Annotated in this window: 18 protein-coding genes; 10 read left to right on the forward strand and 8 right to left on the reverse strand. The window is 71.4% G+C overall.

The window, feature by feature from the left end; translation table 11 throughout:
- Window positions 1-68: 68 nt before the first annotated feature.
- Window positions 69-953 carry a DUF4132 domain-containing protein gene (locus ACFPIJ_RS59980; RefSeq protein ID WP_380128523.1) on the reverse strand — a complete coding sequence of 295 codons (885 nt, stop codon included), beginning with the start codon at window positions 951-953 and terminating at the stop codon, window positions 69-71.
- Between the two features lie 146 nt (window positions 954-1,099).
- On the opposite strand from ACFPIJ_RS59980, the gene ACFPIJ_RS59985 reads away from it, so the two are divergent.
- From ACFPIJ_RS59985 to ACFPIJ_RS60000, 4 genes are all read left to right on the forward strand, one after another.
- The gene (locus ACFPIJ_RS59985) at window positions 1,100-2,170 is read left to right on the forward strand and encodes a hypothetical protein (protein ID WP_380128524.1); all 1,071 of its coding nucleotides are present in this window, start codon (window positions 1,100-1,102) and stop codon (window positions 2,168-2,170) included.
- Between the two features lie 126 nt (window positions 2,171-2,296).
- The gene (locus ACFPIJ_RS59990) at window positions 2,297-3,505 is read left to right on the forward strand and encodes an ROK family transcriptional regulator (protein WP_380128525.1); all 1,209 of its coding nucleotides are present in this window, start codon (window positions 2,297-2,299) and stop codon (window positions 3,503-3,505) included.
- Window positions 3,506-3,554: 49 nt separating this feature from the next.
- The gene (locus ACFPIJ_RS59995; protein ID WP_380128526.1) at window positions 3,555-4,793 is read left to right on the forward strand and encodes a sugar efflux transporter; all 1,239 of its coding nucleotides are present in this window, start codon (window positions 3,555-3,557) and stop codon (window positions 4,791-4,793) included.
- The gene (locus ACFPIJ_RS60000; protein WP_380128527.1) at window positions 4,790-5,425 is read left to right on the forward strand and encodes a hypothetical protein; all 636 of its coding nucleotides are present in this window, start codon (window positions 4,790-4,792) and stop codon (window positions 5,423-5,425) included. Before ACFPIJ_RS59995 ends, ACFPIJ_RS60000 begins: the two co-directional genes overlap by 4 nt.
- Here the strand turns inward: ACFPIJ_RS60000 and ACFPIJ_RS60005 are convergent.
- Window positions 5,367-6,224: an oxygenase MpaB family protein gene (locus ACFPIJ_RS60005; RefSeq protein ID WP_380128528.1), complete on the reverse strand. Its 858-nt coding sequence runs from the start codon at window positions 6,222-6,224 to the stop codon at window positions 5,367-5,369. The genes ACFPIJ_RS60000 and ACFPIJ_RS60005 overlap by 59 nt on opposite strands.
- A 29-nt stretch (window positions 6,225-6,253) precedes the next feature.
- On the opposite strand from ACFPIJ_RS60005, the gene ACFPIJ_RS60010 reads away from it, so the two are divergent.
- Window positions 6,254-6,649, forward strand: coding sequence for a hypothetical protein (locus ACFPIJ_RS60010; RefSeq protein ID WP_380128529.1), 396 nt, complete (start codon window positions 6,254-6,256; stop codon window positions 6,647-6,649).
- Here ACFPIJ_RS60010 and ACFPIJ_RS60015 read toward each other — a convergent pair.
- Window positions 6,627-8,201 (reverse strand): aminotransferase class I/II-fold pyridoxal phosphate-dependent enzyme, encoded by a 1,575-nt coding sequence (locus ACFPIJ_RS60015; protein ID WP_380128531.1) that lies wholly within the window; start codon window positions 8,199-8,201, stop codon window positions 6,627-6,629. The two genes, ACFPIJ_RS60010 and ACFPIJ_RS60015, sit on opposite strands and share 23 nt — an antisense overlap.
- Window positions 8,202-8,280: 79 nt before the next feature.
- Here ACFPIJ_RS60015 and ACFPIJ_RS60020 point away from each other — a divergent pair, with 79 nt between their 5' ends.
- A complete protein-coding gene (locus tag ACFPIJ_RS60020) occupies window positions 8,281-8,928 on the forward strand; it encodes a CGNR zinc finger domain-containing protein (RefSeq protein WP_380128532.1) in 648 nt (215 codons plus the stop codon).
- On the opposite strand, the gene ACFPIJ_RS60025 is transcribed toward ACFPIJ_RS60020, so the two are convergent.
- From ACFPIJ_RS60025 to ACFPIJ_RS60045, 5 genes are all read right to left on the reverse strand, one after another.
- Entirely contained in the window at window positions 8,877-9,980 is a 1,104-nt protein-coding gene (locus tag ACFPIJ_RS60025) for a hypothetical protein (RefSeq protein ID WP_380128533.1), read from the reverse strand. The two genes, ACFPIJ_RS60020 and ACFPIJ_RS60025, sit on opposite strands and share 52 nt — an antisense overlap.
- Window positions 9,981-10,128: 148 nt before the next feature.
- Entirely contained in the window at window positions 10,129-10,701 is a 573-nt protein-coding gene (locus ACFPIJ_RS60030) for a TerD family protein (RefSeq protein WP_380128534.1), read from the reverse strand.
- A complete protein-coding gene (locus tag ACFPIJ_RS60035; protein ID WP_380128536.1) occupies window positions 10,698-11,180 on the reverse strand; it encodes a hypothetical protein in 483 nt (160 codons plus the stop codon). Before ACFPIJ_RS60035 ends, ACFPIJ_RS60030 begins: the two co-directional genes overlap by 4 nt.
- Before the next feature lie 7 nt (window positions 11,181-11,187).
- Window positions 11,188-12,384, reverse strand: a complete 1,197-nt coding sequence (locus tag ACFPIJ_RS60040) for a toxic anion resistance protein (protein WP_380128537.1) — start codon at window positions 12,382-12,384, stop codon at window positions 11,188-11,190.
- Window positions 12,385-12,411: 27 nt separating this feature from the next.
- Complete coding sequence (locus tag ACFPIJ_RS60045; protein WP_203844666.1) at window positions 12,412-12,990, reverse strand: TerD family protein; 579 nt, start codon at window positions 12,988-12,990, stop codon at window positions 12,412-12,414.
- Window positions 12,991-13,232: 242 nt separating this feature from the next.
- Here ACFPIJ_RS60045 and ACFPIJ_RS60050 point away from each other — a divergent pair, with 242 nt between their 5' ends.
- Genes ACFPIJ_RS60050 through ACFPIJ_RS60065 form a run of 4 tightly spaced genes read left to right on the forward strand, consistent with a single transcriptional unit; the run spans window position 13,233 to window position 16,393 of the window.
- Window positions 13,233-13,886, forward strand: a complete 654-nt coding sequence (locus ACFPIJ_RS60050) for a TerD family protein (protein WP_460493482.1) — start codon at window positions 13,233-13,235, stop codon at window positions 13,884-13,886.
- A 50-nt stretch (window positions 13,887-13,936) separates the two neighbouring features.
- The gene (locus ACFPIJ_RS60055; RefSeq protein WP_380128538.1) at window positions 13,937-15,100 is read left to right on the forward strand and encodes a DUF475 domain-containing protein; all 1,164 of its coding nucleotides are present in this window, start codon (window positions 13,937-13,939) and stop codon (window positions 15,098-15,100) included.
- A 44-nt stretch (window positions 15,101-15,144) separates the two neighbouring features.
- Complete coding sequence (locus ACFPIJ_RS60060; RefSeq protein WP_203844669.1) at window positions 15,145-15,780, forward strand: TerD family protein; 636 nt, start codon at window positions 15,145-15,147, stop codon at window positions 15,778-15,780.
- A 31-nt stretch (window positions 15,781-15,811) separates the two neighbouring features.
- Entirely contained in the window at window positions 15,812-16,393 is a 582-nt protein-coding gene (locus tag ACFPIJ_RS60065) for a TerD family protein (RefSeq protein WP_380128539.1), read from the forward strand.
- Window positions 16,394-16,471: the final 78 nt, after the last annotated feature.

The raw sequence follows: 16,471 nt of genomic DNA on the forward strand, positions 1-16,471 counted from the left end.
GCTCCGGCGTCGGCCTGACCCAATGCTGAGCCCCTGATGCCCGGCCTCTCCGCTGCGCTCCGATCCGGTCATGCCTGCTCCTCCTTGCTCTCCTCGACGACCCGGCCCGCGTAGAGCGCCGCAGCCATGCGCATGCCTTCGGACCAGGCGACCGGCCCGACCTCGCCGAGCGGCACCGACGTGCCGTCCTCGCGGACGAACACCAGGTCGCCGGTCTCGGTCTCGTAGTAGGGATCGTCGGAACCGACCCAGCTGCGGGCCTCGACGGTGCGGCCGCCCTCGAAGACACGGCAGATCGCGGAGCCGCCCTTCACCGGATAGCCCAGCGACGAGGACCGCGCGGTCAGGTGCCGCAGCTCGGCGAACTTCCCGCCGGCATAGTCGGCGACGCGGGTCGCGGTCGGCTCGACGTCGGCGCCGCGGGTCCACGTCTGGCGGAACAGCTGGTCGACGGACTGCTTCACGCCCAGGTCGGCGGCGAACTCCCGCAGGTCGTCGAGGTCGGCCAGCTGCACCGGGTGCGGGATCGCGACGCGCGTCGCGGGCAGGCGGACCGTCTCGCCGTCGAGGTTGACGATGCCGATCGTGCCGCCGCCGTCACCGGACGCGTCCCGCAGGAACCCGACCTCCTCGGGGTCCCACCGGCCGTCGTCGTCAAGGACGGCGACGACCAGGTCGGTCAGCGCGGCCCGCCACACCTCGTCGGCCCAGACCCGGGCGAGGACCTCGGCGGGCACAGGCAGTGACCGGACCATCCACCGGTCGACCTGCTCGCGCACCTGCGCCTCGTGCCGGCCCAGCCACTCCTGCAGCTGCTTGAGCCCGAACACCACCGCGTCGTCCTTCAACGCCGGCGGCACGGATTTGAGCAGCTTGCCCTTGGCATTGCGGCACGCTATGCGCCCCTCGGAAAGAGTGACCTCATAGCCACCGCCGGCGGTCAGCCACGTCATGCGATCCCTGCCTCATCGGGGTCGGACTTCTTTGACCCCCGGCACGTTAGTCACCGGGTGCGACATTTTTTGCATGCGCCAGGTCCGCGATGACCGGGACGTCCGGATAGATGGGGGAAACATCCTTCACCCGTTACCGTGTCGGCATGGCCACCGTCGAGCTGCTCGCCACCGAGGAGGGCGACCGTCGCAGGACCCTGCTGCTGCAGTTCTGGGACTCGACGTCGGACCTCTTCGGGTTCCGTTTCGCCGAGGTGTACGACGAACCGGACGGCGGCCGGCACACCTTCGAGGTCGACACCGGCCGCCGCGCCATCGTCCTGCTAGCGAAGTCCACTGTGGACAGCGAACGCAGCGTCGTCGAGGTGTTCCGGCAGCGGATCGCGGCCGGCGAGCTGGGCCCGCACCTGCCGCCCGGCGGCAACCGCGACCTCGTCGAGCGCTGGATCCTCGACGCCGGCCTGCCCCGCAAGGTCGGCGGCCGCGAGCGGGTCCACGAGGTCATGCGCGCCGGTGACCGGCACCTCACCCTGCGGTTCTGGGTCGGCCCACGCCCGCAGACCTTCTGCTTCGAGGAGGAGCGACGCGCCGACGGGCGCCGCGATCCGGCCAACGTGGATGCCGTGTCGGCGCCGATGGACGACCTGGAACGACTGGTGACCTTCCTGGAGCGCCGCTACCCGCCGACCGGCCGGCACCGGACGGATGACCGGCTCGCCGCCTGCTTCGCGGCGGCCGTCGAGGCCGGTGACCTTCCCGCCATGGGTGCCCGGGACATCGTGGCGGGCTGGTTCGCGGACGCCGGCACGGCGGCCAGGCAGACCGGGCTGGCCCACACCGAACGCCTGCTGCAGGTGCACCGCACCGACACCGACTGCGTCTTCGCCCTGACGCTCACCACCGACCCGCAGGAGGGCACGATCACCTTCCGCGAGCAGTACGACTACCTGCCCCGCCCCGGCGACCCCGGGCGTGAGTACGCGTACGGCGTGCGCACCCCGTACACCTCGATCCGCCGCCTCAACGAGTTTCTCGGCGCGACCCCCGGCGGCGGCGAGGAGGCCCGCCTGACGCGGTGCTTCCGGGACCTGATCGCCCGCGGGAGGATCGGCGACGGGCTGCCGCTGCGGCAGGCCCGCGACCGGGTCCAGGAACTGTTCGCCGAGGCCGGCGTGCCCGCCGAGCAGACGAACTGGAACTGGATGAACAGCGACTAGGATTGCCCCGGGACAGCTGAACGCGGTTCTGTCAACTCCTGACAGATGCCCTCGCCACATTCCGGTTTGGGGCGATAGTTTCGGTAAGTCCTTGACAGAACACGCCTGTCCCGTGAGGATCGCGCCGTGGCGGCCCAGCGCATCGATCCTCACACCCTCTGGCACCCCGAGACCGGTGGTGCGGGCCGGCGGGTGGCCGAGACGCTGCGCCTGTACGGTCCGCGCACCCGCGCCGAGTTGGTGCACCTCAGCGGCCTGTCCCGCCCGACGGTGTCCTCGGCCCTCGCCGACCTCGGCGGCGCCGACCTCGTGAGCGAGCAGGTGGGTGCCGCCGCCAAGCCGGTCGGCGGCCGCCCGGCGTCCGTGGTGCGGCTGACCCGGCGGGCCGGGATCGCGGTCGGCGTCGACGTCGGCCGCCGGCACGTGCGGGTCGCCCTCGCCGACCTCGGCCACGCCGTGCTGACCGAGCGGCAGTCCCGCACCGACTTCGACATCGACGACCGGCCACGTGAGGCCCTGGACCTCGGCACGACCCTCGTCGACGCCGCGCTGCACGGCATCGGCGCCAGCCGTGCCGACGTCGTCGGCGTCGGGCTCGGGGTGCCGGCGCCGATCACCCGGGACTGGCGCATAGGGTCACCGGGGATGCTGCCCGGCTGGGCGGACGTGCTGCCGGCCGACGAGCTCACCGCCCGGTTGTCGCTGCCCGTCCGGGTCGACAACGACGCCAACCTGGCCGCCCTCGGCGAGTACGTGTGGGGCGCCGGCCGGGGCTGCGCCGACCTGGTCTACGTCAAGCTCGCCACCGGCATCGGCGCCGGGATCGTCCTGGACGGCCGGCTCTACCGGGGCGCCGCCGGCACCGCGGGCGAGCTCGGCCACGTGACCCTCGACGCCCGCGGCCCGGTCTGCCGGTGCGGCAACCGGGGCTGCGTCGAGCTGTCCGTGGGCGGGCGGGCCCTGCTCAGCCACGCGCGGCTGTCCCACCCCGACCTCACCGACCTGGCCGGGCTCATCACGCTCGCGCAGGCCGGTGACCCCGGCTGCCGGCGGCTCCTCGCCGACGCCGGCACCCAGCTCGGCTACGCGCTCGGCAACCTCGTCAACCTGATCAACCCGCAGCGGGTCCTGCTCGGCGACGAGCTCGGCGCGGCGACGGACATCCTGCGCGAGCCGTTGCAGCGGGGCCTGGCCGAGACGGCGTTCACCGCCGCCGCGGCGTCGGTCGAGGTCGTGCAGAGCGCCCTGTCGCTGCGGGCCGCCGCTCTCGGCGGGGTCGCGCTCGCGCTGGGCGTCGACACGGTCCCGTTCGCGGCCGCCTCCCCCACGCTGTGACGAACATAATCCCGCAACCGCATCGTCTTTAGCGGTAATGTAACGGCTCGTGGTAACGAGCGCACCGGTCAGCACTCCTGTCAGCGTCACCGCTCCAAAAGGCCGGCTCCTCGTGCCGCTCGGCGCGATGTTCCTGTTCGTCGGCCTGTCGACCGCGGTCGTCGGCCCGTTCGTGTCGCTGTTCCTCAGCACCGCCGTCAAGGCGGACCCGGTGCACGTCGCCGCGTTCCTCGTCGCCGGGCCGGTGTCGATGGTCGTGTCATCGACCCTCATCGGCCGGCTGTCGGACCGGCGCCCGGTCCGCCGGCAGATCCTCGCCGCCGCGGCCGCCGCCGGTGGCCTCGGCGCGACCGCCACCGCGTTCGTGCGCGACTACTGGGTGCTGCTCGCCCTGACGGTGACGGTGACCGCGATCAGCGGCTCGCTGTTCCCGCAGGCGTTCGCCTATGCCCGGGAGATCCTGGAACGGCGCGGCTCGACCCGCGCCGCGATGACGATCAGCACGCTGCGGATGCTGTTCTCGATCGCCTGGGTGGCCGGGCCGCCGCTCGCGGCGATCCTGTTGGAGGCCGGCGGGTTCCGGGTGCTGTACCTGACCGCCGCCGTGATGTACGCCGTCGCCGTGCTCGTCGCCGTGTTCATCCTGGAGGACGTCGAAAAGGCCCCGAAGCAGGTCAAGGCCGACAGCGGGCACGCGCCGGGAAGCGTGCTGCAGGTCGTCGCCGCGCTCACCCTGCTGCAGGCGGCCGGGACGCTGGGCGTGCAGGCGATGTCGCTGTTCCTCAGCCACGACCTGCGTGGCTCCGTGCGCGACGCCGGCCTGGTGCTCGGCCTGTGCGCCGCACTGGAGATCCCGCTGATGCTCGGCTTCGGCGCGCTGTCCACCCGCTGGCCGCTGCACCGCCTCGTCGTCATCGGCGCGGGCCTCGGCGTGCTCTACTACGTGCTCGTCGCCGCCTCCGCGCACACCTGGCAGGTGGCCGCCGCGCAGCTGGTCAACGCGAGCTTCATCGCCGCCGTGCAGGGCCTCGGCATCTCCTACGTGCAGGAGATGCTGCCGGGCGAGCCGGGCCGCGCCGCCACCCTCGCCGGCAACGCCTACCCGGTCGCCGCGATCCTCGCCGGGCCGCTGTTCGGCCTCGCCCAGCACTTCGGCTACCGCTACGCCTACGCCGCCGCCGCGCTGCTGTGCGCCGCAGGCGTGACACTCCTGCTCACCTCAAAACGATCATTCACCTCAAAACGATCATTCACCTCAAAACGGTTGCTCACCTCAAAACGATCATGACCAAGGCGCGGTTCGACGGCTGGATCGCCGGGCTCGGGACCGGCGGCGGGACCAGGATCGTCCTGGGACACTGGCCCCGCTCGCCGTTCGGCCCGGTCAGCGACGTCATGCTCGAACGTCCGGACGGCCACCGCGTCCTGCTCGCCGGCAGCGCGGAGCTCGCCGATTTCGTCGCCTCGACCTATCGCTTCGACGAGGTCCACGTTGCCGTCGTCGACGTTTTCCGCGGCGGTACGACCTGGGCCGTCACCGCCGGTCCGCTCCTCCTGCGGTTCACCACCGGAGGGCGCGGGCCGCTGGGTGGGCTGCTGCGGTGCGTGCCGCCCGTCGTGGCCCGGCACCCCCGCTGGATCGCCGCGATCGGCGGCCCGGCCCGCCTGCTGCTGCCCGGCGTGCGCACCCACGGCAGCGCCGGCAACGACCGGCACGAGTGGTACGGCGTGCAGGACCTCCACCGGATCACCGCGGCGACCGCGACCTGGGCCGGCGCCGACCTCGGGCCCCTGGCCGACGTCGACCCGCCGGTGCGCTTCGGCTTCGGCTCGACGCCGCGCACACCGTCCCTGGCCCGGGTCACGACGACCGTTGCCCCAGTTTCGCCAGGTCGTAGCCGTCGGGGTAGGACTTCGTGACGATCCCGTCCGCGAACAGCGGCGTGGTGCGCGGCCGGGCCAGCCGCAGCAGCAGTGCCCGCGCCCGCAGCGCCGCGTGGAGCCCGGTGCGGGCCCAGGCCGGCGGGTCCGGCACCGCGTAGGCGCGGCGCAGCGGCGGGTCGTACAGGGTGGCGATGAGCGCGTCGGCCACGCCGCGCAACGGTTTCGGGACGCGGCTGCGCAGCAGGTCGCGGGTGACCCGCTCGATCCGCTCCGCCTCCGGGCTGTGCCGCAGGTGCGCCGCCTCGTACGTGTCGAACCACGCCTCGAACGCCGCATATCCGGAGGGGATGTCGCGGATCCCCATCCGCAGGCCGACCTCTCGGTAGTAGCGGGCGGCCGCCTCACGTTCGTGCTCGTCGGGGGAGCGCCAGCCGTACCGCTGCAACCACCGCATCGGCACGACCGCCAGGGCTGCCAGGACGTAGACGCTGTCGCCGTTGTCGGCGGTGACGTGCCGGTGCGCCTCGTTCAGCAGGCGCAGCGCCAGCCGCCCACGGGGATGTTCGAAGCCGTGCAGGAGGATCTCGTACATGATGATGCCGGTGTCGTCGGCGCGCCGGCGCGGCTCGGTCAGCACCCGGCCGGTCCCGACCAGGCCTTCGGCGACGCGGGGCAGCGCGAACGACCGGTTGAACGCTAGGTTGAACGCCATACGCATGTCCCAGGGGAACTCCTCGCGCAGCGTCAGCTGGTGGATCAGCAGGTAGTCGGTGCCGGGGTCGCTGCCCCGGATGCGTCGCAGATTGTCATATCGACCCCTTCTGATCCCCCGCATGGCTGTGCAGTCTACGGATCCGGTGGCTCATGGTGAAATCAGCGCAACTGGCGGCAGCGGTGGTGCTCGCCGTCGCGGTCCTGTGGGTCGGCGTCGATCAGGTGCTGATCAGGGTGCGCAGCGGCGGCGGTTTCGCCGGTCGGTATGACCTGGTGGTGATCTGGGAGTCCGGCCGGGTGCTGGTCGGCGAGCGGGAGCCGGCCCGGTCCCAGCTGACCCCGGGACAGCTCCGGCGGCTGCGGGCCGCCCTCGACGCCGCCGACTTCGCCCACTCGCCGCACCACCGGGGCGGTGTCAATTTCGGCTATTCCATCGACTACGGGCGCTGGTCGGTGATCGTCGACTCCAGCGACGTCGCCGGCGCCCCCTGGCTGGCCGACGTGCTGCAGGTGCCGCAGGAGGTCACCTCGGACCACCGGCGCTGAGCCGGTCCAGCATCTCGGCGAGGACCGCGGGGCCGGTGGCGAAGTTGAGCCGGACGAACCCGCTGGTGTCCACCGTGGTCCCGGCGGAGAACTCCGCGCCGGGGCTGAGCTTCACCCTCGCCGTGCGCTCCAGGTCCCCGGCCGGATCCGTGCCGCCCCAAGGGATCCAGCTCAGGTAGGTGGCCTCCGGCGGCCGGTGCGGCAGCCGGGCGGCGACCGCGTCCCGGTTGGCCCGCAGCAGCGCCCGGGTCTGCTCCAGCCAGCCGGTCGACTCCCGCCACGCGGCGACGGTCGCGACCCGGCCCATGATGCTCGGCGTGCCGTGCAGGTCGATGGGCTGCGCGTCCAGGGCCGCCCGCACCGCGGCGGGGCCGACGTGCGCGACGGCGAGGCGCAGCGCGGCCAGGTTGAACGCCTTCGTCGCGGAGGTCGCGGTGACGGTCCGCGCCGCCGTCGCCGGGTCGAGGGAGGCGAACGGGGTGTGCGGGCGCGCGCCGTACGTGAGATCGGCGTGCACCTCGTCGGCGAGCACGACCAGGTCCAGGCGCTCGGCGACCTCGGCGAGGGCGGCCAGTTCGGCCCGGTCGAAGATCCGGCCGGTCGGGTTCTGCGGGTTGACGACGACCAGCAGCCGGCACCCGGTGAGCCGCTCCGCGAGCCGGTCGGTGTCGAACGTCCAGCGGGTGCCGTCCGCCAGCATCGGCAGCGGCACGATCCGCCGGCCGGCGCGGGCGATGCTGGCCAGGAACGGCGGATACGCCGGGACGTGGATCGCCACCCCGTCGCCGGGCGCGGTGGTGTGCTCGACCATCACCTGCAGGATCTGCAGCAGGTCGGTGAAGATCCTGGTGTGCCCCGCCGAGGGGCTCCAGCCGTGCCGCTGCCGCATCCAGTCCTCGAACGCGGTGACGACCGGGTCGTCGCCGCGCCAGAACGGGTAGCCGAAGTCCTCGCGGTGCACCAGGTCGAGGAGGCGGTCACGGATCGCGGGGGAGACGCCGAGGTCCATGTCGGCGACCCAGGCGCCGATCGTGTCCGGCGCCGTCATGCCCCATTTGACCCCGTGCCCGGCGCGCAGCCGCGCGGTGTCGTCGCCCCGGCGCGGTGCGATGCAGTCGCGCAGGATCTCCATCTGGCCGTGGTGCTGGGCGAGTTCCTCGAAGACGTGTTGCAGCGCACCGCCCTGGGTGTCGACCCGGTCGGGGCCCTGGAACCCGGGCGGGGGCGTGCCGCGCAGCGGGTCCTGCGGCGCGGCGCCGCGCACGTCGGCGGCGAACCGGGTCCGGACCTCGGCGACCCGCGCCACGAGATCCTCGACCCGGCCCTCGGCGGTGAACTCGGCGTCCCGGTCGCGCTCGACCGGCCGCCCCGCGACGAGGGTGCCTCCCCAGAACTCGACCACGCCGAGGCAGTGCGTCAGCAGCGCGAACGGTGAGTTCGCGCCCGGCAGCGGCCGCCGGCCGGCCCGCTCGTCGCCGAGCTCGGTGACGATGCGCACCATGCCGTCCAGCGCGCGGTCGGTGTAGTAGAGGTACTCCTCGGCGCTGATCATGCCCATCCCTCTCGCGTCACCTGTCTGACCGGTGACGCCAACCTTGCGCCGGAACCGCGTCACCTGTCAAGGTGGTGACGTGACGTTCGTGTTCGTCAGCGGTGACCTCGCCCTCGACTTCGCCGGCACGCGCAAGTGGCGCCGCAGCGCCCCGGAGGAGCTTCTGGGCACCCCCGCGGACGCTGCCCGCTGGGCCGTGGCGGCGGGCGTGTTGACGGCGCCCCCCGCGCTGTCCGTGTCGGACCTGACGGCGCTGTTGGTGCTGCGTGAGCAGGTGTACGGGCTGACCACCGCCGCCCTGGCCGGCCACACCCTGCCGGCGCGGGATCTGCGGGCGTTGAACGCAGCGGCTGCGGCGGCGCCACCTCGGGTGACGTTGACGGCCGGCGGGATCCGCCGGGCAGGCGATGCGACGGCGATCGGAGCCGCGGTGGCGATCGCCGCGGTCGAGCTGCTGGGCGGGCCCGAGATCACCTCGGTCCGGGAGTGCGCCCTGGAGGAGTGCACGCGCCTGTTCGTGGACCGCTCACGGGCCGGCAACCGCGCGTGGTGCGGCATGGAGGAGTGCGGCAATCGCGTCAAGGCGGCCGCCTACCGGGCCCGCCGCGGCGCGGGTCGGTCCGGTGTGGGTCGGTCCGGCGTGGATCAGACCGGTGTGGGTCAGACCGGCGTGGGTCAGGCCGGCGGGATCGCGGTGTCGGCGTCGCGCCAGGCGATGCGGTCGTAGCCGAAGGCCAGGCAGGCGTCGCGGATCCGGCCGGGCACCGTCTGGGCCTCGGCGCGCAGGACGAGCTCGCCGTCGACGTTGTACAGCGACAGCAGCACCGTCGGACCCGGCGGCGGGGGCTGCACCGGCACCTCGATGCGGGCCTGACCGTGGGTGCCGATGAGCAGCGTCCCGGCCCAGTGCGGCCCGGGGTCGACCGCGGGCACCCCGAACACGATGAGCCGCTGCAGGTGCCGGCCGTGCAGCAGGTCCAGGCGCAGCCGCTGGTGCCCGGCGCGCCGGTCCAGCACGAGGGGCCCGAACGTCTCGCCCTGACGCAGGACCGACGACCAGCCCGAGTCCATCTGGTACGCGCAGCCGAGCACGAACCCCTCGTCGGGTGACCAGGCGGCCTCGAACGTCAGCGTGCCGATGCCGGACTGGAGCCGGGTCAGCTGCACCGACGGCTGGCGCGGCGACAGCACGGTCGGCGCGGCGCCCTGCGTCCGTGGCGGGGTGAACGCGGGCGGGGGCGCCGCCGGACCGGGCGGCGCGGGCACGGCCCGTGCAGGGGGTGACGCCTGGGCGGACAGGTCGAGGGAGGTGCCGGGCACGTCCAGCGAGGCGCCGGGCACGTCCGGGGCGGCGGACAGGCCGAGGGAGGTGCCCCCGCGCGAGGGTGGCGGCGGGCCGCCGGGGGACAGATCGAGGGACGTGCCGCCGTGAGGGGGTGGCGGCGGGCCGCCGGGGGACAGGTCGAGGGACGTGTCGCCGTGCGCCGGCGGGCCGGCGGGCAGGTTGAGTGAGGTGCCGCTGCGGCCCAGGTCGGGGGACGAGCCGCCGTCGGAAACCGTGGGTGCCGGGCCGGCGGACAGATCCAGCGAGGTGCTGTCGCTGGAGAGGTCCAGAGAGGTGGCCGGCAGTGCCGGTGCCGGGGCGGTCCGGGTCGCCGGGGTGGTCGCGTCGGCGGGCCGGCGCCGGTGCCGGATCCACGACAGGTCGTCGGCGGCGGCGGGGGCCGAGCGGACCGGGCCGCGGTGCCGCAGCCAGGACAGGTCGTCCGTGCCGCTCACGCTGCCGCCTTCGGCGTCAGCGCGAGCCGATCCTGCGGTGCTGGTTCGCGGCCCGAGCCGCTGCGCTGGCCGCTCACTGCCGCCTTCGGCGTCAGCGCGAGCCGATCCTGCGGTGCTGGTTCGCGGCCCGAGCCGCTGCGCCTGCCACTCACAACCGGATCCCGTAGTCGGCCGCGAGGGCGGTGACGCCATTGGCGTAACCGTCGCCGATGACCTTGAACTTCCATCCACCGCTGTGCCGGTAGAGCTCGCCGAGCGCCAGGCCGGTCTCCAGGTTCAGGGCCGGCGCCAGGTTCTCCGAGCGGATCAGCTCCGCGTTGCCGTCGAGGTTGAGGACCCGGATGACGCAGGTCTTGAGCCGGCCGAGGGTGCGGCGGACCGCGGTGCCCTCGTTGACATACATCACGATGACGATCCGCGTGACCTCGGCCGGCGCGGCGGTCAGGTCGACCTCGATCTGGTCGTGGTCCTCGCCGACGACCTCGCGCAGCTGCTGCACCGACAGGTCGGGCGAGGCGAGCTGGTTGAAGTACACGAAGTGGCGGTCGGACAAGGCCTCGCCGTCACCGCGGCAGAGGATCGCGGCGACGACGATGTTGTCGGTGAGCACCCGCTCCAGGCCGGCGTCGAACTGCACGCCGAGCACGACCCCCCGCAGGTCGGGGATCTCCCGGGTGAGGGTGACGTTGGCCCCCCGCTTCATCTCCTTGGGGACACTCATGACAGGTCCAGGTCGGAGCGGGTGAACTTGGTGCGCAGGAAGTTGCCCTGGGTGGCGAGGGCGTCACGGTCCTGGCCGCGCACGGCGACCAGGATGTTGGACGCGGCCTCCTGCAGCAGATCGAGCTGGGACAACAGCTCGGGGACCGGGGCAGGCCGGTCGCGCATCGACGCCTCCAGAGTCAGGTAGCTGCGAAGGGTGGTCGGCAGGAAGTCGTCGACGGTGTTGCGGACCAGCAGCACGGCGTGGATGTCGAGCGGCCGGTTCGCCGACGTGTCCAGGATCTCCCGGAGCGTGTCGGTGAGCCAGCGGGCCTTGACCACTCCGGCGGCCGGCAGCCGGGACGCGTGCTGGTTGACGAAGTGCTCGGCGTCGACGATCCGCTTGCGGATCTGCTCGGGATCGGTGAGCTGGTCGGCCTGGGGATCGGCGGGGGGCGGCGACTCGTCGTCGTCCCCCCACCATCGTAGCCAGCGCACAGGTAGCTCAGCCGGTCTGCTCGCCGCGCCGCGTGCGCTCCAGATACGGCCTGGCGCGCTCGATCTGGCCCTCCAGGGCGTGCACCGTCTGGGCCATCGAGTCGACCGCCTGCGCCCGGAAGGTGTCGACCGCGTCCATGGTGGCGAAGACGTTGTCGAACGCCGCCTGGAGCTTGTTGATGTCGATGGTCGACGCGGCGGCCTGCTGGTTGATGGCCGCGCCCTGCGTCTTGAGCTGCTGCGACGTCGCCTCGATGAGGTTCGAGGTGACGGTGTTGAGCTGGGTGATCTGGTCGAGGACCAGCTTCTGCCGGGCCAGGGCCTGCGACACGATGACCGCGATCCGCAGCGCGGCGATGGTCGTCGTCTGCGCCCGGTCGACGCCGCGGATGAGCTCCAGGTTGTTGCGGCGGACCAGGTCGAGGGCCATGTAGCCCTGCACGTTGACCGCCATCTGGGTCATGATGTCCTGCCGGCGCTGCCGGACCGGGAACAGCGCGTCGGAGCGCAGCGTCGACGCGGCCTCGGTCTGGCCGGACTGCTCGAGGGCGTTGACCTTCGCCTCGATCGCGGCGTCGAGGGCCGCGGCGAGCTCGTTGTACTCGGCGAGCCGGCCCATCGTGGTCCACATGTTGACCTTTTCGGTCTCAATGGCCGCGTTGTCCTTGCGCAGGTCGTTCTGTCCGGACTCCAGTGCCCCGATGATCGCGTTGAGGTGCGACTGCGCCGACTTGTACTTGGCGAAGTACCGGTCGATCTTGTCGCCGCCCGGCAGCCACTTCAGGACCTTCTGCACGCCGGTCAGGTCGGCCCGGTTGGGGTCCAGCTCGGTGATCGTCGAGCGCAGGTCGACGAGGGTGTTGGCGACCCTCACCTGCGGGTCGGCGGCGGCGTTGCGCCCCCGGCCCAGGGCGGCGGCGGGACGCTCCAACATGCGGTTGGACATCCCGGCCGCCGCGCGCATGTCCGTCTCGCCCATCGACGTGATCGACGCGACCTTCTGGGTGAAGGCCGGCGAGTTGGTGTCGATGGCGGCGAGCTCCTCGACGAAGGCCGCGGCCTTGCGGCGCAGTTCGAGCTGCTTCTCCGACTGCACCGGCACGGCGCCGGCGGCCTGTGTCGGCTCCACGACCACGACCGGTGCGGGAGGGGTCAGCACGAGCGCGCCCTGCTGCGGTGCGCCGCCGAGATCGAGTTCGGACATCCCAGGGCCTTTCAGAGTTGGTGCGGGTCAGCCGACGTTGACGCCGAAGTCGCGGGCGATCCCGGCCAGCCCGGAGGCATACCCTTGGCCGACGGCGCGGAACTTCCATTCTCCGCCGTGCCGGTAGAGCTCGCCGAAGATCATCGCCGTCTCCGACGAGGCGTCCTCGGTGAGGTCGTAGCGGGTCAGCTCGGCGCCACCGTCCTGGTTGACCACCCGGATGAAGGCGTTACGGACCTGACCGAAGTTCTGGCCGCGCTGAGGGGCCTCGTAGATCGAGACGGGGAACACGATCTTGTGGCACTGGGCCGGCACCTGGGCGAGCTGCACCAGGATCTTCTCGTCGTCACCGTCGCCGCCACCGGTGAGGTTGTCGCCGGTGTGCTCCACCGAACCCTCGGGGCTCTTCAGGTTGTTGAAGAAGACGAAGTGCTGGTCGGACAGGATCTTGCCGTTCTCGCCGAGCATGAGCGCGCTCGCGTCGAGGTCGAACTCGGCGCCGCTCGTGGACCGCTCGTCCCAGCCGAGGCCGATCATCACCGCGCGAAGGTTCGGCGCCTGCTTGGTGAGCGAGACATTGCCGCCCTTGGTGAGGGTGACGGACATGGGAACTCTCCTCGCGCTCTCGTTGTGGTCGTCAACCATGTCCGATCGGCCTGTCGGATATATTCATCCGGCTGATCGACGACACCGGAGCCGCCTTCAAAGCTAACGCGCTTCCGGTTAGTGTCGAACATTGATCGAACAAGCCGGAGCCTACCCCAACGCTTCAAGCGGAGCCGCCCGCACGAACGAGGGAACGTCGGCTGTCCCTGGCGGCCGGACGATACTCTCGGGCAGGCACCATCATGATCAGCCGTCGGCGCCGCCTGACGCCGGGGGAACAAAGGGCAAACATCGAAAGACTGGAGATCGGTATGGGCATCAGCCTGACCAAAGGTGGCAACGTCTCACTGACCAAGCAGGCGGGTCCCGCCGGTCTGACGGCAGTGACCGTCGGCCTCGGCTGGGATGTCCGCACGACCACCGGCACCGAGTTCGACCTGGACGCCTCGGCCATCGCGACCAACGCCGAGGGCAAGGTCTTCTCCGACAAGCACTTCATCTTCTATGGCAACCTGGCGACGCCGGACAACTCGATCCAGCACACCGGCGACAGCCTCACCGGTGAGGGCAGCGGCGACGACGAGCAGATCAAGGTCAACCTGGCCGCGCTGCCGGCCGAGATCGACAAGATCGTCTTCCCGGTGTCCATCTACGACGCCGACACCCGCTCGCAGTCGTTCGGCCAGGTCCGTAACGCCTTCATCCGCGTCTTCAACAGCGCCGACGGCGTCGAGCTCGCGCGGTACGATCTGAGCGAGGACGCTTCCACCGAAACCGCGATGGTGTTCGGCGAATTGTACCGAAATGGCGCCGAATGGAAGTTCCGCGCGGTCGGTCAGGGATACGCATCCGGCCTGCGCGGCATCGCCGGGGACTTCGGCGTCAACGTCGGATAGTAAGGTCGGCGCACCGCAACATCCCCGATGAGCCCGAAACGGTGTGACAGATGTTCCTGAAGACATTCGGCTGGTCGCTGGGGGTAACCGCAGTGACACTCGCCGCGGCCTTCTTCCTCGGTGGGCCACAAGCTTTCCTGATCGTCGCCATCCTGTGCATCCTGGAGATCTCGGTCTCGTTCGACAACGCCGTGGTCAACGCGACCGTGCTCGGGCGGATGAACCCTTGGTGGCAGCGGCTGTTCCTCACCGTGGGCGTCCTGATCGCCGTGTTCGGCATGCGCCTGATCTTCCCGCTGCTCCTGGTCGGCATCACCGCATCGCTCAACCCGGTCGACGTCGTCCGGCTCGCCCTCGAGGGCGGGTCGGTCGACACGCCGGGCACGTATGCGGCGCTGCTGCACGAGGCGCACCCGAGCATCGCCGCCTTCGGTGGCATGTTCCTGCTCGTGCTCTTCCTCGACTTCATCTTCGAGACCCGTGAGCACACCTGGCTGACCTGGCTGGAGAAGCCGCTCGCCAAGATCGGCAAGCTGGACCAGCTGTCGGTCGTGATCTCTCTGGCCATCCTGGTCGTCGCGGCCGAGACCCTGGCCAAGGACGTCGGCACGGTCATGGTCTCCGGCGTGCTCGGCATCGCCGTCTACATCCTGGTCAACAGCCTCGGTGAGCTCTTCGAGAACGCCGGCGGTCTCGGCGACGACGAAGACGAGGACGAGGACGAGAAGGCGAAGGGCGCCGGCATCCACGGCGACGCCGGCGACATCGACAAGGGCAAGTCCGGCCCGAACGCCGTCGTCCAGGTGGCCGGCAAGGCCGCGTTCTTCCTGTTCCTCTACCTCGAGGTGCTCGACGCGTCGTTCTCCTTCGACGGCGTCATCGGCGCGTTCGCCATCAGCCAGGACATCTTCGTCATCGCCGCCGGCCTCGGCGTCGGTGCGATGTACATCCGGTCGCTGACGGTGTACCTGGTCCGCAAGGGCACCCTGAGCGAGTACGTGTTCCTCGAGCACGGCGCGCACTGGGCCATCGGCGCCCTCGCCGGGATCCTGCTGGTCGGGATCAAGTACGAGGTGCCCGAGGTCATCACCGGCCTGATCGGTGTCGGCTTCATCCTCGCCGCGTTCCTGTCGTCGGTGGTGCTCAACCGCCGCAACGGCGGCGGTGAGCCGGCCGCCGAGGAGCCCGCCGAGAGCCTCGCCAGCCGGTCCTAGGTCCATCCCCCCGCGTCCCCCGTCCCGGGAAGGTAGGCAACGCCATGACGAACCCGAACAACCCGGTCTCGCTGTCCAAGGTCACGCTGACCAAGGCGGCGCCGGCGGTCTCGCTCGCCAAACAGGGCGGGGCCGCGGGAATCCTCCGGGTCAACCTCAACTGGGCGCAGCCCGCCGCCAAGGGCGGGCTGTTCAGCCGCAAGCCCAAGGGCATCGACCTGGACCTCGGCTGCCTCTACGAGTACACCGACGGCTCCAAGGGTGTCGTGCAGGCGCTCGGCGACTCGCTGCGCGACGTGCACACCCTGGGCCGCGACCCGATCTGCCGCCTCGACGGCGACGACCGCAGCGGCACGAACACCGGCGGCGAGAACCTTTTCGTCGACCTGCGGTACGCCGCGAACATCCGCCGGATCCTGGTGTTCGCGTTCATCTACGAGGGCACCCCGAACTGGGCCGCGGCCCAGGCCGTGGTGACCCTCTTCCCGGTCGCCGGGCCCCAGCTGGAGATCCACCTCGACGAGCCGGACCCGTCGGCCATGATGTGCGCGATCGCGATGATCGAGGGCAACGGCACCGACGTGTCCGTGCGCCGCGAGGTCCGCTACGTGCGCGGTGGCCAGCGCCTGCTCGACGAGACGTACGGTTGGGGTATGCGCTGGGCGGCCGGCCGCAAATGACAGCGTTGTCGACTTTCCGGAAGGCGTACATATGGGTGTGAGTCTGAGCAAGGGCCAGTCCGTCTCGCTCGTCAAGGGCGGCGGCGGGGGCACGCTCACCAAGGTCCGCATGGGCCTCGGCTGGGACGCGATGAAGAAGAAGGGCCTGTTCGGCGGCCTGAAGACCCAGTCGATCGACCTGGACGCGTCCTGCCTGCTGTTCGACAGCGGCAACGCGCTCGTCGACCAGGTGTGGTTCCGCCAGCTGCGCAGCACCGACGGCGCGGTCGTGCACACCGGCGACAACGTGACCGGCGCGGGCGAGGGCGACGACGAGAGCATCATCGTCGACCTGGTCGGCCTGTCGCTCAACGTCCGCACGCTGGTGTTCGTGGTCAACTCGTTCACCGGGCAGAGCTTCGCCCAGATCGAGAACGCGTACTGCCGCCTGGTCGACGAGACCAACGGCGCCGAGCTGGCCCGGTTCGACCTCAGCGGCTCGGGCCCGCACACGGCCCAGGTCATGGCCAAGCTGACCCGTGACCAGCAGGGCTGGACGATGACCGCGATCGGCACCCAGGCCTCGGGACGCACGTTCCGCGACCTGCTGCCGGCCGTTGCCACGCACCTCTGACGGTTTGTCCCGCCGCGCCCGTCCCCTGTTCGGGGTCGGGCGCGGTTTCGTTTCGTGACCCGGTAGACCCTGTGCACC

The organism is Dactylosporangium cerinum (assembly GCF_042653625.1).
Classification (GTDB): domain Bacteria; phylum Actinomycetota; class Actinomycetes; order Mycobacteriales; family Micromonosporaceae; genus Dactylosporangium; species Dactylosporangium cerinum.

What these genes read in the sequence shown, in the direction of transcription:
- ACFPIJ_RS59980 (WP_380128523.1), bottom strand. Translation starts at nt 953, where the DNA reads ATGACGTGGCTGACCGCCGGCGGTGGCTATGAGGTCACTCTTTCCGAG.
- ACFPIJ_RS59985 (WP_380128524.1), top strand. Translation starts at nt 1,100, where the DNA reads ATGGCCACCGTCGAGCTGCTCGCCACCGAGGAGGGCGACCGTCGCAGG.
- ACFPIJ_RS60000 (WP_380128527.1), top strand. Translation starts at nt 4,790, where the DNA reads ATGACCAAGGCGCGGTTCGACGGCTGGATCGCCGGGCTCGGGACCGGC.
- ACFPIJ_RS60005 (WP_380128528.1), bottom strand. Translation starts at nt 6,224, where the DNA reads ATGCGGGGGATCAGAAGGGGTCGATATGACAATCTGCGACGCATCCGG.
- ACFPIJ_RS60010 (WP_380128529.1), top strand. Translation starts at nt 6,254, where the DNA reads ATGGTGAAATCAGCGCAACTGGCGGCAGCGGTGGTGCTCGCCGTCGCG.
- ACFPIJ_RS60015 (WP_380128531.1), bottom strand. Translation starts at nt 8,201, where the DNA reads ATGATCAGCGCCGAGGAGTACCTCTACTACACCGACCGCGCGCTGGAC.
- ACFPIJ_RS60030 (WP_380128534.1), bottom strand. Translation starts at nt 10,701, where the DNA reads ATGAGTGTCCCCAAGGAGATGAAGCGGGGGGCCAACGTCACCCTCACC.
- ACFPIJ_RS60040 (WP_380128537.1), bottom strand. Translation starts at nt 12,384, where the DNA reads ATGTCCGAACTCGATCTCGGCGGCGCACCGCAGCAGGGCGCGCTCGTG.
- ACFPIJ_RS60045 (WP_203844666.1), bottom strand. Translation starts at nt 12,990, where the DNA reads ATGTCCGTCACCCTCACCAAGGGCGGCAATGTCTCGCTCACCAAGCAG.
- ACFPIJ_RS60050 (WP_460493482.1), top strand. Translation starts at nt 13,233, where the DNA reads ATGATCAGCCGTCGGCGCCGCCTGACGCCGGGGGAACAAAGGGCAAAC.
- ACFPIJ_RS60055 (WP_380128538.1), top strand. Translation starts at nt 13,937, where the DNA reads ATGTTCCTGAAGACATTCGGCTGGTCGCTGGGGGTAACCGCAGTGACA.
- ACFPIJ_RS60060 (WP_203844669.1), top strand. Translation starts at nt 15,145, where the DNA reads ATGACGAACCCGAACAACCCGGTCTCGCTGTCCAAGGTCACGCTGACC.
- ACFPIJ_RS60065 (WP_380128539.1), top strand. Translation starts at nt 15,812, where the DNA reads ATGGGTGTGAGTCTGAGCAAGGGCCAGTCCGTCTCGCTCGTCAAGGGC.